Origin of the sequence: Gilliamella sp. N-G2 (assembly GCF_002142215.1) — a bacterium.
Lineage (GTDB): Bacteria > Pseudomonadota > Gammaproteobacteria > Enterobacterales > Orbaceae > Gilliamella.
On record NZ_NAST01000003.1, the window covers coordinates 131,573 to 145,954 of the forward strand.

Genomic DNA, 14,382 nt, shown 5'->3' on the forward strand with positions numbered 1-14,382 from the left:
GTAATTGATGGGTATCTCAAATGTAGCAGTTTCAGAATCAACTAATATGGCCAGTCCACAAGCGCTAAAGAAAGGTACGTCTGATGGTAACTCTAGTCAGGAACTACAAGATAATTTCTTAACATTACTTATTGCCCAAATGAAAAATCAAGATCCTACCAATCCAATGGATAACAGTCAGTTAACCTCGCAATTAGCTCAAATCAATACGTTAGCGGGTATCGAACGACTGAATACCACATTAGGTATGGTTTCAGGGCAAATTGACGATAGCTTATCAGTCAATGCCAGCAACATGATTGGTAAAGGTGTCATGGTTCCAGGTAATAAAATTTTAGTCGCTACATCAGAAGTGGAAGGTTCGGAAAGCGAAAAAGAAACTATTACCACACCATTTGGCTTTGAACTTATGCGTGATGCTGAGTCAGTAGTCATTACCATTAAAGATGAAAATGGCAATGTTGTACGTGAGGTCGATTTAGGTTCAATTCCTGCTGGGGTTAGCTCTTTTACTTGGGATGGTGAACTTAATGATGGAACACTGGCGCCAGACGGTAGTTATACGTTTTCGGTTAATGCCACTTATGACGGGCAAAAAGTATCATCCACACCACTATCTTACTCGGTTGTGTACGGCGTAATTAATAGCAAAGTTAATAATAAAGTATTACTTGATTTAGGGATACTTGGTTCAATTAGTATTGACGAAGTACGTCAAATTCTTTAAAGGGGAATAAGTTAATATGGGATTTTCTCAAGCAATTAGTGGTATGAATGCCGCATCAAAACAATTAGATGTTATTGGTAATAATATTGCCAATTCTGCAACAGTTGGCTTTAAAAGTGCTAGCATTTCATTTGCCGATATCTATGCTGGTTCAAAAGTAGGAATGGGCGTCAAAGTGGCTGCGGTTATGCAAAATTTTAATGATGGCACAACAACGTCAACCAATAATAGTCTAGATGTTGCTATCTCTGGTAATGGCTTTTTCCGCTTAGTTGATAGTAGTGGTCAAATTTATTATACCCGTAATGGCCAGTTTCAATTAGACGCTGATCGCAATATTATCTCAGCCGATGGTTTTCAATTAACTGGTTATCTTGCCACAGGCACACCACCACAGATCCAACAAGGTTCAGCACCAGGCCCATTAAAGATTTCACAAGAGATGTTAAATGCATCAGCAACCAATAAAGCCTCTTTGCAAACAAATTTAAATTCAAATAGCAAAGTACCTGAAAAACAACCAATTAATGCCACCGATGCTGATACCTTTAATTATTCAACTACGATCACCACTTATGATTCTTTAGGTAATCAACGTAATGTTCAGCTTTTTTATGTTAAAACGGCTGATAATCAATGGGATGTTCATTATCTTGATAGTAGTGATCCTAACGCAAGCCTACAAGCATTAGGGCAAATGGAGTTTGATTCATCAGGCAAATTAATTAGTGATCCAGAAATGACGATTAATATTAATGGGCTTAATGGTTCAGCTGACAATAGCTTCACGCTGTCATTAGCAAACAGTACTCAACAAAATATGGGTAAAGAAGTTGGTAGCATTAAAACTCCTGTCGTTGATGGTTATGCTGCTGGTGATCTGGTTGGCTATAGTATCAGTGATGATGGCTCAATTTATGGAGTCTATTCTAACCAACAAACGATGTTGTTAGGTCAAATTGCCATGGCTGATTTTGCCAATGTTAATGGCTTAGAATCAGCCGGTAACAATAACTGGCGGGCGACCCTTAAATCTGGTGGTGAAGTATTAGGCTCAGCTAATACTGGTACTTTTGGTTTACTAACCAGTGGTGCAGTTGAATCATCCAATGTCGATATGAGCCAAGAGTTAGTCAATATGATTGTTGCCCAACGTAATTATCAATCTAATTCACAAACCATCAAAACTCAGGATCAAATTCTTAATACATTGGTTAATTTAAGATAATTTAAGGAGTATTTATGGATCGCGTTATTTATACTGCTATGTCTGGCGCAAGCCAAACATTAAATCAACAGTCCATAACTAGTCATAATTTAGCTAATGTATCGACAGTTGGCTTTCGGGCGCAATTAACAGCAATGAAAGCCGTTCCCATTGTCGGTAGTAGTATGCCGACAAGAACTATGGTAACGGCAACTACGCCAACCTATGATTCAACAATCGGTGCCTTTAATTACACTGGACGCAATTTAGATGTTGCTTTATCCCAAGACGATTGGCTAGCAGTACAGTTAGCTGATGGCAGTGAAGGATATACCCGTAATGGTGCGATTCAAATCGATGAAAACGGCACACTTAACATTCAAGGCTTTCCGTTAATTGGTGATAATGGTGTATTAACAGTACCTCAGCGTTCACAAGTTAGTGTCAGTACTGATGGGACTTTATCAGCTTTAGGTGCTGGCGATAAACGCACCACCATTGCCCAAGTAGGAAAAATAAAAAAAGTTCACCTTGAACGCAATGAATTAGTACGTGGTGATGATGGATTTTTCCATGCAACTGAGACAACCATAAATAATCGTGGTGCCGTGTTACAAGATAACCCTAATGCAAAACTGATGTCTGGAGTACTCGAAGGCAGTAATGTTAATCCAGTTACAGCTATGGTGAATCTAATTAGCCATTCACGTCAATTTGAAATGCAGATGAAACAAATTACCACTGCCGACGAAAATGCCCAAAAAGCCAACCAAATATTATCGTTAACTTAACTAAAATAGGAAACAGCAATGATTAAATCACTATGGATTGCAAAAACCGGTTTAACAGCGCAACAAATGAATATGGATATTATTTCCAATAATTTAGCCAACGTTAGTACAGGTGGTTTTAAACGCCAACGCGCCGTTTTTGAAGATCTGTTATACCAAACAATTCGCCAACCAGGAGCGCAATCTTCAGAACAAACAACATTACCATCAGGATTACAAATTGGTACTGGTGTAAGGCCAGTTGCAACCGAACGAATTCATAGCCAAGGTAATTTAGAATTAACCGATAACAGTAGTGATATTGCCATTAATGGACAAGGATTTTTCCAAGTTCTTATGCCTGATGGAACGCAAGCCTATACCCGCAGTGGCGCTTTTCAAGTTAATCAAAATGGTCAGTTAGTAACAGCTGCCGGTTATGAAATTCAACCAACAATCAACATTCCATCCAATGCTATAAAAATGACCGTAGCACGTGATGGCATCGTCAATGTCACCTTAGCTAATCAATCAACTCAAGTACAAGTTGGTCAATTAACATTACATACTTTTATCAATGACACCGGATTAGAAAGCGTTGGTGAAAATCTATATCTAGAAACCGAAAGTTCTGGTGCACCAACTGAAAATACACCGGGACTAAATGGTGCTGGACTGCTATACCAAGGTTATATTGAAACGTCGAATGTGAATGTGGCCGAAGAGTTGGTTAATATGATTCAAGTACAACGTGCTTACGAAATTAATAGTAAAGTAATATCGGCATCTGACCAAATGTTGCAACGTTTAAATCAATTATAAATCTAACAAAATGATAGCGGTAATGAGATATCTTTATATTTTAATAACTTTGTCGTTAGTTGGTTGTAGTCAATTACCTAAAAAGGCATTAGTTGAAGGCGACACCAGTATTGTTCCAAAAATGCCAGAAATTGTGAACACCAGTGGTTCCATTTATCAAGCTTCACAACCAAGTAGTTTTGGTTATCAACCGATGTTTGAAGATCGTCGACCACGCAATATTGGTGATGTATTAACGATTGTTTTACAAGAAAACGTTAGCGCAAGTAAAAGTTCATCCATTAATGCCGGCCGTAATGGTGGGGTCAATTTAGGGGTAAAAACCGTACCGCATTTTTTAGATGGGCTGGTTGGTCGAGGCAAAGTAGATACAGATATCTCAGGTAGCAATGATTTTAAAGGTTCTGGTGGTGCTAATGCTAAAAATACCTTTAGCGGTACCATTACCGTCACTGTTCAAGATGTCATGATTAATGGTAATTTAAAAGTGATTGGTGAAAAACAAATTGCAATAAATCAGGGCACAGAATTTATTCGATTTTCAGGTGTTGTTAACCCTCGGACAATAAGTGGTAGTAATACCGTTATATCAACTCAGGTCGCTGATGCTCGTATTGAATATGTAGGTAATGGCTACATCGATGAAGCACAAACAATGGGTTGGTTACAGCGCCTGTTTTTTAATCTTTCGCCATTTTAATGAGTATCATTATGCTAAATAAATTACGTACTTTTATCTGTTTTGTTTTGCTAATAGTGGTTGTCCCTCCTAGTTATGCTGAGCGAATAAGAGATTTGGTGACAATACAAGGTGTTCGCGAAAATGCCTTAGTCGGCTATGGTATCGTGGTAGGGCTTGACGGTACCGGTGACCAAACTTCACAGACACCATTTACGATACAAAGTATCACCAATATGCTCTCACAATTAGGTATTACCGTGCCATCAGGAAGCAACATGCAGTTAAAAAATGTGGCTGCGGTAATGGTCACGGCTAAATTACCGTCTTATGCTCGTGTTGGCCAACAAATTGATGTGGTTGTTTCGTCATTAGGGAATGCCAAAAGCCTGCGTGGTGGTACATTGATTATGACACCATTAAAAGGCGCTGATAACCAAGTTTATGCGATTGCGCAAGGTAATCTTTTTGTTGGCGGTATGGGGGCAAGCAGTAGAAGCAGTAGTGTAACAGTTAACCAAATGGCAGCTGCCACCATTCCTAGCGGTGCAACCATCGAAAGAGAATTAGTTACACGCTTAGATGAAAACAGCACTATTCATTTACATCTTAACCATTTTGATTTTACTGTGGCTACAAAAATTGCTGATACCATTAACAAAGTGCAAAAAAATATCGCCATTGCTTTAGATGGCATGACCGTAAAATTGACCATGCCACAAGACAGTCAAGCAAGAGTTAAATTATTATCTACAATTCAAAATCTTCAAATTAGTGCTAGCCCTATTTCCGCTAAAGTGGTGATTAATACACGTACTGGTGTCGTGGTCATGAATCAAAAAGTACAATTAGACAATTGTGCCGTTGCGCATGGTAATTTATCCGTGGTGGTAAATAACAAATTGAAAGTTAGCCAACCCAATACGCCTCTCGCCGGTGGCAACACAGCAGTAGTTCCAGATGATGAGGTCACTGTCGAACAAGATGGTGGTGCACTGCAGAATTTAGCGTCTGGCGTCGATCTAAATCGAGTTATTCATTCACTTAACTTATTAGGTGCCAATCCTACAGAATTAATGTCGATACTAGAAGCATTAAAAACTGCAGGTTGTTTGCATGCCGCATTGGAAACTATTTAAAGCAGAACTATTGAGATGAAAAACCTAATAAATCAGTCTGTTAATCGTTTTGCTTATGATTTTTCTAGCATTAATCAATTAAAACGTAATGCCGTTAGTGGATCAACTGACAGCATCAAACAAGTTGCCGATCAGTTTGAAACACTATTTGTAAATATGATGATGCAATCTATGCGCAAAGCGGTACCCAATGGCGGTTTATTTAATCAATCAGCAATGCAATTATTTACCTCTATGTTTGATCAACAAATTGCTCAACAAGCGGCAGGTAAAGGTTTGGGGCTATCTAATGTTATTGTTAAACAATTAACTAATCAGCCTCATTCTACGCTTAATATTCATTCACAGGCTCAAGCGAATAATAATCAAACCAATATGCGATTGGCACAATCTTTATTTAGTGATAATTCATCCAATTTATCGCCAGCAGCATTAGGGCAAATGCTTTATCAACAGCATAAAGCCAACAATTTAACCAAAGCCAATGTTAATGAATCAACGTTAGCAACATCGCTCAACGAAGTTGAAAAAGACCATATTAGCCAATTTGTCGTCGAATGGTTTGAGCCAGCAAAGCAGGCATCCAAAATATCTGGCATTCCTTATGAAGTCATTATTGCTCAAGCTGCTTTAGAAACCGGTTGGGGTAAAAAACAGATAAAAACGGCTGATAATAAGCCGAGTTATAACTATTTCGGTATAAAAGCGACCTCATCATGGCAAGGTGATTCAACTCGGTTAACTACCCAAGAATTCTTAAATAACAATATGGTTAAAATTAAAGATGAATTTAGGGTATACAACAGTAAACAACATGCATTAACTGATTACCTTAATTTATTAACCAAAAGCCCACGTTATCGTGCAGTGGTTAATGCTCCAGATGCTAGAACAGCAGCCAAAGCACTACAAGACGCACACTATGCAACTGATCCTAACTATAGCGAGAAACTGATCCAAATTATTGGCCGAATCGAGCAAATTGCCAAAAATACACCGCAAAAATCAATATCTGGATTTAGACAAATTGCCTTTAAATAGTGCTTAAATAAATATAACTGTTAAATAAATTGCATTATCATCACAGCCAAAAAGTAGACCAAACTCTGCTCTATAGTCAATAAATAACCAATAATGCGTTAGTTACATATATCGAGATCACCTATAATCGTATTTCTCACCCTTTAGCAAATAGCTGGTCATCAGCATAGCAATATAAAAAACAGTATGACTATAAAATGATAACCGTAAGCAAATCGATAATCAGGAGGTTGCACCCCCTGTTTGTTAGATGAATAGTAATGTTTAGGACGTAAGAAAATTAATAATAGATTATTTCATTTGAAATAATGACATGTTTTGCATGTTCATAAATGTATATTGTGCTGCTTGTAAATTTGCTTGTAGCATCACATAATCTGAAATCGCTTCATACCAATCAACATCTTCAATTTGACTAATTTGCGTTTCAAAATCAATATCTAAGGTTTTACCTAGTGCGGTTAGTCTTTCGACTTCAGCCAATACATTTCCGCCTGCAGCTCTAACAGTCGAGATGTTTTCAAATGAGTTATCAACACCTTGACTGGCTTTAGATAAACCTAATCGAAACTGTTCAATAGCTTCAGGATCATTATCATCTAAACCAATTTGCAATGCCGCTATGGCATAATCGATACTCGCAAAGACATCACTTTCTACTTCTGTATTGGCGCCTGTCATAAAAATCTGTTGACCAGTAAAACTTAGCGATACTTCACGGGTATCATCGATGAAAACATTAATCGTAGTTGAACCACCAACATAATTCACTTTACCGCTTTCATCGACCACAAAAGGAGGGGTATCATTTTTATTACCAGCAAACAGATAATTACCATTGGTATCCTTAGCATTGGCTAACGAAATTAACTGATCTTTTAATCCTTGTAGCTTATTGGCTAAATCTTGTCTGTTTTCATCATTTAACGTCTCATTACCGGCATAAACTAAAGTTTCTTGGATTGATTGAATCACAGTATTCGCTTCTTTTAATACTGTATCTTGCCGACTTAATGATTTATCAACACTATCTCGTGCTGCTTGAAATTGGTTATTTCTTGATTGAGCTTGCTTTAAAATTAATGTTTGTGAAGCACCCATCGGATCATCTGAAGGTGATAATATTTTCTTGCCAGTTGCCAAATGTAATCCTGACTTTTGCCACTTGGTATTGGTATTTAAAATACTATTTAGATTTTTTTGATACATTGAATGAGTACTAAGTCGCATGTTTAAATCCTTTTATTATTTGGCCAAACCTAAAATGGTATCAAATATTGTCGTTGCCGCATCAATAACTTTGGCATTTGCTTGGTAATATTGCATATAAACTTGCATAGAAATATATTCTTCTTCGATATTCACACCAGAGATAGATTGATTCTGCTCATAAATTTCTTGAGTGATATTTTGACTCGATTGCGCTGAAATTTTAGCTGTCTGCGTCTCACTACCTATATAACTAACTAATGATGTATACGCACTATTTAAGGTTTTAGTACCATTAACTAGTTTTTCATTTTGTATATCAAGTAGTTTTGCCACATTTCGATTATCACCACTACCATTTTCATCATCGTTAATACCGGTAGCGAGTTTATTCACATCTTTAACCAGTAACTGTAATGATGAGGCTACATCGGCAACAGGTTTAAGTAAAAAGCTATCACCAGCAACAGCATTGCCAGTAATTTCAATCGATAAGCCGTCAAAAACTAACTTACCATCGGTAACTTGTGGGGTAATTTGTTGATTATCAGATAATCTGGTTACTACCCAATCGTTGCCATTGAACTCTATTTTATAATCAGAAGCTTTGACTTCAGTTACTGAGTTATAATCCATTTTAACGGTAGCATTACCTTGATTTTGGCTATTAGCAATACTAGTCGGTTTATGATAATCAAATAGTTTTTCGCCAGGATCGCCATTAATATCAACGCCAGACGTATGAACTTCATTAAAGCGCTCAGCTAAATTTAACGCCAGCAACCCTAATTGATTGCGAGCTTCAAGGAGTGGTCCATCACGAAAAGCTAATAATCCATTTAATCGACCTGATGCGATATTTTGACTTGTCAGTTCTTGTGTCGCACCAGAATTATGAGTGTAAATAATCGTATTTAAGGCAGGATCAGAGGCCGAAGGCTGCACCGATAACTGATTTGTCGATGCGCCTTGTACTAAGCTTAAACCATTGCTAAGCGAAATATTATATTGGCCATTTTGCTCGGTAACTGTTATACCTATCAGTTCGCTTAATTCAGTTACCAGTTGATCTCGTTCATCTAGTAAAGAATTAGGTTCATGACCACCACTTACAGCCTGTAATTTGGCAATTTTTTGATTGAGATCGGCAATTTGTTGGGTATAAGTATTAACTTTATCTATGTTATTCGTCAGTTCAGTATTGATATTGGCAATTTGATTTTTTAAATTCAATTCCGTTTTATTGAACTGGCTGACTAAAGAGGTAAGATCACTAATCACTGTCTGCTTTGTTGCAGCATCACCCGCATTGGAGGAGAGCTTATTTAAGCTAGCAAACAGATTATTTAATTGTGAAGAAATACTGTTTTCGTTTTCAGCTAGTAAATTATCGACTTTTGATAATTCATTGTAATAGGCTTTTATCGAACCATTTTGCGATTGTGATTGGCGTAATTGACCAACAACAAAACTGTTATATGCACGGTTAACTGATGATACCGCAACACCATTACCTACAAAGCCAAAATTATACTTAGTACCGTTTGCTTGACGCAAAATTTGCTGCTGGCGGTTATAACCAACTGTATGTGCATTACTAATATTATTACTAATCACATTAAGCATATTTTGTGCTGTATTTAATCCACTAATACCGGTATTCATCAATGAATTTGACATAAAGGCTCCTAAATATAATCTCAGTTAATAATAAAATTATTAAACTAAAGTGTTATTATTTATATCGGCCTTCAATTTAAAAACTTTAATTATTTTTAGATAAAAATGGATTTTTTTTGATTTTATTTTTTTAACCAGCTTAATCTGAGTATTTATGTTGATATTATTCTAATTTAATTTGTTTGGCCTGTTTTAAAAAATCGATGCCAGTCATGGTATTTTCATCTTCAATATATTGCTGTGCCGATTTGTTCAAAATTAAAATACTAATACGGCGATTGGCATCTTTGCTGTAATTTGGGTTATTTAATCCCACCGTATCGGCTAACCCAATAATACGAATGATTTTATTGGAATCTAATCCGCCAGCGATCAACTCTCTTCTTGATGAGTTTGCTCTATCAGCGGATAACTCCCAGTTACTATAACCACGATCGCCGGTTATATACTGACGCTCATCAGTATGACCAGATAACGTCATTTTATTAGGTAACGAATTTATGATTGGCGCTAAAGCATACAAAATTTCTTGCATATTAGGATGAATAACCGCACTACCAACATCAAACATCGGTTTATCATCGGTGGCTAAAATCTGAATTCTTAGCCCCATTTCTGTTAGTTCAACAATAAGATTAGCGGCTAATTTTTGCAGTCGAGGATCTAGTTCAAATACTTCATATATTTTATTCGCTGTATCAATTAATTGCTTTTTTTCATCTTGATTCAAATCAGACTCGACAGGATGATCATTCAATATGGTATTTTTATCTTCACCTACATTTTTAGATACATCATCGCCACCACCAGGTATCGGACTTTCACTATCACTGATATTTTTGCCACCATTTTGACCTAATATCAATGGTGTTCTAAAGTATTCAGCAATGCCTTGTAACTCCAGTGGACTTGACTTAGCAATTAACCACATGACGAGAAATAGCGCCATCATCGCCGTCATAAAGTCAGCATAAGCAATCTTCCATGATCCACCATGATGGCCACCACTATGGCCGGATTTCTTTTTAGAAATAACTATTCTTACTGACTTCTTTTTCATTATTCATTATTTTCTGTTGGGTTAGCGTTTTTATCTTTCACTTCTTGAATATATTTTTCTAATTCAAAAAAAGATGGCCGTTCGTGGGAAAAAATTGTTTTGCGACCAAACTCAATACAAATTTGCGGAGCATAATCATGCATACTGGCAATAAGAATCACTTTAGTACATTCTAAAATTTTTACTGTATCGGCATTTTTTTGCCTTAATAAGGCTGCTAAAGGCGACACAAAACCATAAGCAAGTAAAATACCTAAAAAGGTACCAACCATAGCATGGGCAATAAGCTCACCCAATTCGCTAGCTGGGCGGTCAGCTTGTGCTAAGGTGTTAATTACCCCCATAACTGCTGCCACAATACCAAAAGCGGGTAAACCATCACCGACGCTAGCAATAGCATCAGCTGGTTTTTCAAGTTCATGAGTATAGGTTTCTATTTCCTCATTCATTAGTGCTTCGATTTCATATACTTCCATATTGCCACTGATCATCAAACGTAAATAATCAGTGATAAAATCACAAACTTGCGGATTGGCTAAAATAAGTGGGTATTTTTTAAATAACTCACTCTCTTTGGGATTATCGATATCTTCTTCAATGGATAAGCCACCACTTTGACGCACTTTAGTTAATATGGTGTACATTAAATTAATTAATGTTAAATAAAGTGTTTTATTATATTTTGAGGTTTTAAATAAATTACCTAGTGATTTAAGTGTCGCTTTGATAACTTTCTTTTCATTACTTACAATGAAAGCACCAATAGCTGTCCCACCAATAATGAGAAACTCTAAAGGTTGAAAAAGTACCGCCAAATACCCGCCACTTAGCACATAGCCTACTAAGGCTGAAGCGATAACCACAATATATCCTATAATTATTAGCATTGGCTTTCCTTTATCTCCATAAAATATAACTAACTCTGTTTTACTGCTTAATATTTACTTAAATTGTTACCTGATTTGCAGTAACTAAATTAAATGCATTTGGTATTGATAAAACTTGTAAACATTTGGCATGACTCTCTTTATGTGTTTTATTATTTTTTTCTGCTCTTGATGGTGGCTGACATAAACTGCACACAAAGCTATTATGCGGTTGATAAGCGTGGGTAATAAATCGTCCTTTGCACTCCTTGCAACTTGACTGTTGCATAACATTACTTTCAACAAATTTAACTAAAATCCATGCTCGGGTTAATCCTAAAATAGGCTCTTCGTCTTGAGGAAAGGAACACTGCTCTAAATAGAGTTGATAAGCTTTTAAAATGGCCTGAACACCAGGTTTAATGCCATGTTTAACTAAAAAATGGTAAGCATTATAAAACATACTTGAGTGAATATTGGGCTCCCAAGTCATAAACCACGTAGTTGAAAAGGGAAGTAAACCTTTAGGAGGAGGACATCCTTGAATTTCTTTATATAATTTAATTAATTTACCACGGCTTAAATTGGTTTCACTTTCTAACATTTGGATTCTAGCGCCGAGTGAAATTAATCGAATAGCTAATTGAACTTCTTTATACTTTTGAATAATACTTGTGCTACTCATCTTTATCATCTACCTACTTATTAATTGAATCTAAAAGTAAGCTTGATAGAAGGATCCCTGTATGCATCTGCTTTATATCACTAACGCGAGATTCCTCAGTTAATTTTTCCATCATTGCCGAATTTTTAAATCTAAATTGAAATGTTAATTGATTGGTTTCAGATAGAACCAACATTTGAGAAGCACTTAAATTACTCAAGATATCAGCTGTTTTTTCATCAATTCCTAATCGATACATCGCCATCACTTTATCTTTTTCAAGCATCTTTTGACTTAATAAAAGCGTTGAAAGATTTAAATGATGAATACATTTCAAAATATCGTCATCTTGTATATTTCCCAATTTAACCACCACAATCCATATCTGCTTGCGCTCGCATAAAAAAACGCAAAATTAATAAAATACAACTAACACTACTTTTTTAAACTTAAAGTTACATTTTTAAACTCGAAAGGTCAATAAAAAAATCATTTCAATTTATTTTCGATTTATTTTCCATGTTTTACTGTTTTAATTCTTTTTTTTATAAAACAATTTTACTTTGTATTCGTTTAATTGCTTGGCTATGTAATTGACTTACTCGAGATTCGCTAATATCCAACACTTTTCCAATCTCTTTTAAATTTAATTCTTCTTGATAATAGAGAGCTAAAACCATTTTTTCTTTTTCTGGTAAGTTACCAATTTGTTGAACAATAATATTGCGAATTTCATCATTAATAATGGAAGCGAAAGGATTGTTATCGGCGTCAGGCTCAATTAACGCATCCAAATTATCGCCGAGTTTTTTGTGAATCTCATCATAAGAACAGATTTGGCTATAATTTGAATCTAATAATACTTTGTGATATTCAGTCAGAGATAATTGCAGATGAGCAGCAATCTGCTGATCATTGGGAGGTATGCCTAATTTTTGTTCTAATTCATTAATAGCATTAGTGACATCTTTAATTTTTTTCCGTGTTTGCCGTGGTAACCAATCTCGACTACGCAATTCATCTAACATAGCCCCTTTTATCCTTGGAGTAGCAAAGGTAGTAAAAGTATAACCTTGAGATGCATCATAGCGTTTTATAGACTCTAATAAACCTATATAACCAACTTGCAATAAATCATCAAGTTCAATCGTGGTTGGCAATCGAACAGCTAATTTCAACGCCTCATTACGAACTAAATATAGATATTGTTGCCAATCGATTTGATTCACTACACCTTGAGAGTTATACAGGCTATCACTCATTTTTCTGAACCAATGTAAAAAAATGCTAATGATTATTATGACGATAATTGATTGAGTTAATGGCAAGAATAAGATATTAAAAAATAGGTAATTAACATTATTAACAATAGTGGTATTAAAAAATACCACTATTGTTATCGTACAAAATTAGAGTGACCGAAATTCTATCTATGTACTTGTATGGTTTTATTGTAATAAAGACAATACTGATTGTGGTACTTGGTTAGCTTGTGCTAATACTGAAGTACCTGCTTGTTGTAAGATTTGACCACGAGTCATATTTGATACTTCTTCAGCATAATCTGCATCTTCAATACGGCTACGTGCTGAACTTAAGTTATTTACAGTATTGTTGATGTTAGTTACAGTTGACTCAAAACGATTTTGTACCGCACCAAGCTCACCACGTAATTCATCAATTTTTGATAATGCCGCATCAATTGTTTTTAATGGATCTGCTGTTGGCGCATCTGATACATTAAAATTAGCTAAACCTAATTTGTCGCTGTCAATTTGTTTTAAATTGATAGCAATGATTTCACCATCATTTGCACCAACTTGAATGTTAAGGGTTTTGTCTTCTGATAATACTTTAGTACCATTGAAGTCAGTTTGTGCTGATACACGGTCGATCTCTTGTAAACGTTGGTCGATTTCATTTTGGATTGATACAAGATCGCTTTCAGAGTTAGTACCGTTTGCTGCTTGAACAGTTAATTCACGAATACGTTGTACGTTATTATTGATTTCGTTTAACGCACCTTCTGTAGTTTGTGCAATTGAAATACCGTCATTGGCATTACGTGCAGCTTGAGTTAGACCACGAATACTAGAAGAAAAACGGTTAGCGATAGCTTGACCAGCCGCATCGTCTTTAGCACTGTTGATACGCATACCAGATGATAGACGCTCAATTGCAGTTCCAAGCACGCTTTGAGAATGATTAAGGTTGTTTCTTGCCATTAAAGACATAGTATTAGTATTAATTACTTGTGCCATTTTTATCTCCTTTAATATGATTAGTTAGATCAACGAGATATTGAAAAATAATTCAATATATATGCTGATGGTTTAGTTATCGGTATTAAAAAAAGAAACTTTAATATTTTTTTGAATTTTTATTTGTTGGTATTAAATAAAGCTGAATAACTAAGTAGTTTGATGAACATGATTAAAGGGCATCATACATGTTTATATGTGTAGTAATCGAAGTTATGTATCGCTGAATCGACTGGTTAATATAGCCTTAATTTGTG

The 14,382-nt window shown here is 35.7% G+C and carries 15 protein-coding genes; 7 read left to right on the plus strand and 8 right to left on the minus strand.

Features of this window, described 5'->3' with window-relative positions:
* The first annotated feature begins 7 nt into the window (after positions 1-7).
* From flgD to flgJ, 7 genes are read left to right on the plus strand one after another with little or no spacing between them, the layout of a single operon-like run.
* Positions 8-727, plus strand: a complete 720-nt coding sequence (gene flgD / locus B6C99_RS02655) for a flagellar hook assembly protein FlgD (RefSeq protein WP_065579055.1) — start codon at positions 8-10, stop codon at positions 725-727.
* Between the two features lie 16 nt (positions 728-743).
* Positions 744-1,955: a flagellar hook protein FlgE gene (gene flgE, locus B6C99_RS02660; RefSeq protein ID WP_065579054.1), complete on the plus strand. Its 1,212-nt coding sequence runs from the start codon at positions 744-746 to the stop codon at positions 1,953-1,955.
* 14 nt (positions 1,956-1,969) lie between these two features.
* Positions 1,970-2,725 carry a flagellar basal body rod protein FlgF gene (locus B6C99_RS02665; RefSeq protein WP_086358402.1) on the plus strand — a complete coding sequence of 252 codons (756 nt, stop codon included), beginning with the start codon at positions 1,970-1,972 and terminating at the stop codon, positions 2,723-2,725.
* Between the two features lie 18 nt (positions 2,726-2,743).
* Entirely contained in the window at positions 2,744-3,526 is a 783-nt protein-coding gene (gene flgG, locus B6C99_RS02670) for a flagellar basal-body rod protein FlgG (protein ID WP_086358403.1), read from the plus strand.
* 22 nt (positions 3,527-3,548) lie between these two features.
* Entirely contained in the window at positions 3,549-4,226 is a 678-nt protein-coding gene (locus tag B6C99_RS02675; RefSeq protein WP_086321103.1) for a flagellar basal body L-ring protein FlgH, read from the plus strand.
* Positions 4,227-4,237: 11 nt separating this feature from the next.
* A complete protein-coding gene (locus B6C99_RS02680; protein WP_216819357.1) occupies positions 4,238-5,344 on the plus strand; it encodes a flagellar basal body P-ring protein FlgI in 1,107 nt (368 codons plus the stop codon).
* 15 nt (positions 5,345-5,359) lie between these two features.
* Complete coding sequence (gene flgJ, locus B6C99_RS02685; RefSeq protein ID WP_086358405.1) at positions 5,360-6,385, plus strand: flagellar assembly peptidoglycan hydrolase FlgJ; 1,026 nt, start codon at positions 5,360-5,362, stop codon at positions 6,383-6,385.
* Between the two features lie 291 nt (positions 6,386-6,676).
* Here flgJ and flgL read toward each other — a convergent pair whose 3' ends face one another.
* The 8 genes from flgL to B6C99_RS02725 all read right to left on the minus strand — a co-directional run bounded on the left by flgL (position 6,677) and on the right by B6C99_RS02725 (position 14,125).
* Complete coding sequence (gene flgL, locus B6C99_RS02690; RefSeq protein WP_086358406.1) at positions 6,677-7,615, minus strand: flagellar hook-associated protein FlgL; 939 nt, start codon at positions 7,613-7,615, stop codon at positions 6,677-6,679.
* 15 nt (positions 7,616-7,630) lie between these two features.
* Positions 7,631-9,274, minus strand: a complete 1,644-nt coding sequence (gene flgK / locus B6C99_RS02695) for a flagellar hook-associated protein FlgK (RefSeq protein ID WP_086358407.1) — start codon at positions 9,272-9,274, stop codon at positions 7,631-7,633.
* 163 nt (positions 9,275-9,437) lie between these two features.
* Positions 9,438-10,334 carry a flagellar motor protein MotB gene (gene motB, locus B6C99_RS02700; RefSeq protein WP_086358408.1) on the minus strand — a complete coding sequence of 299 codons (897 nt, stop codon included), beginning with the start codon at positions 10,332-10,334 and terminating at the stop codon, positions 9,438-9,440.
* Positions 10,334-11,221 (minus strand): flagellar motor stator protein MotA, encoded by an 888-nt coding sequence (gene motA, locus B6C99_RS02705; RefSeq protein WP_034900975.1) that lies wholly within the window; start codon positions 11,219-11,221, stop codon positions 10,334-10,336. The genes motB and motA overlap by 1 nt, the downstream gene beginning before the upstream one ends.
* Positions 11,222-11,279: 58 nt before the next feature.
* A complete protein-coding gene (gene flhC / locus B6C99_RS02710) occupies positions 11,280-11,885 on the minus strand; it encodes a flagellar transcriptional regulator FlhC (protein ID WP_086358409.1) in 606 nt (201 codons plus the stop codon).
* A gap of 13 nt (positions 11,886-11,898) precedes the next feature.
* A complete protein-coding gene (gene flhD / locus B6C99_RS02715; protein WP_034901072.1) occupies positions 11,899-12,219 on the minus strand; it encodes a flagellar transcriptional regulator FlhD in 321 nt (106 codons plus the stop codon).
* Between the two features lie 190 nt (positions 12,220-12,409).
* Positions 12,410-13,126 (minus strand): RNA polymerase sigma factor FliA, encoded by a 717-nt coding sequence (locus B6C99_RS02720; RefSeq protein ID WP_086358410.1) that lies wholly within the window; start codon positions 13,124-13,126, stop codon positions 12,410-12,412.
* A 186-nt stretch (positions 13,127-13,312) separates the two neighbouring features.
* On the minus strand, positions 13,313-14,125 hold the full coding sequence (locus B6C99_RS02725; RefSeq protein WP_086358411.1) for a flagellin: 813 nt from the start codon (positions 14,123-14,125) through the stop codon (positions 13,313-13,315).
* Between the last annotated feature and the right edge of the window lie 257 nt (positions 14,126-14,382).

Bases quoted from the DNA above. Each gene is read 5' to 3' on its own strand.
- B6C99_RS02680 (WP_216819357.1), top strand. From the start codon at position 4,238: ATGCTAAATAAATTACGTACTTTTATCTGTTTTGTTTTGCTAATAGTG.
- flhC (WP_086358409.1), bottom strand. From the start codon at position 11,885: ATGAGTAGCACAAGTATTATTCAAAAGTATAAAGAAGTTCAATTAGCT.
- motA (WP_034900975.1), bottom strand. From the start codon at position 11,221: ATGCTAATAATTATAGGATATATTGTGGTTATCGCTTCAGCCTTAGTA.
- flgG (WP_086358403.1), top strand. From the start codon at position 2,744: ATGATTAAATCACTATGGATTGCAAAAACCGGTTTAACAGCGCAACAA.
- flgL (WP_086358406.1), bottom strand. From the start codon at position 7,615: ATGCGACTTAGTACTCATTCAATGTATCAAAAAAATCTAAATAGTATT.
- flgJ (WP_086358405.1), top strand. From the start codon at position 5,360: ATGAAAAACCTAATAAATCAGTCTGTTAATCGTTTTGCTTATGATTTT.
- flgE (WP_065579054.1), top strand. From the start codon at position 744: ATGGGATTTTCTCAAGCAATTAGTGGTATGAATGCCGCATCAAAACAA.
- flgD (WP_065579055.1), top strand. From the start codon at position 8: ATGGGTATCTCAAATGTAGCAGTTTCAGAATCAACTAATATGGCCAGT.
- B6C99_RS02720 (WP_086358410.1), bottom strand. From the start codon at position 13,126: ATGAGTGATAGCCTGTATAACTCTCAAGGTGTAGTGAATCAAATCGAT.
- motB (WP_086358408.1), bottom strand. From the start codon at position 10,334: ATGAAAAAGAAGTCAGTAAGAATAGTTATTTCTAAAAAGAAATCCGGC.
- B6C99_RS02725 (WP_086358411.1), bottom strand. From the start codon at position 14,125: ATGGCACAAGTAATTAATACTAATACTATGTCTTTAATGGCAAGAAAC.
- B6C99_RS02675 (WP_086321103.1), top strand. From the start codon at position 3,549: ATGAGATATCTTTATATTTTAATAACTTTGTCGTTAGTTGGTTGTAGT.
- flgK (WP_086358407.1), bottom strand. From the start codon at position 9,274: ATGTCAAATTCATTGATGAATACCGGTATTAGTGGATTAAATACAGCA.
- B6C99_RS02665 (WP_086358402.1), top strand. From the start codon at position 1,970: ATGGATCGCGTTATTTATACTGCTATGTCTGGCGCAAGCCAAACATTA.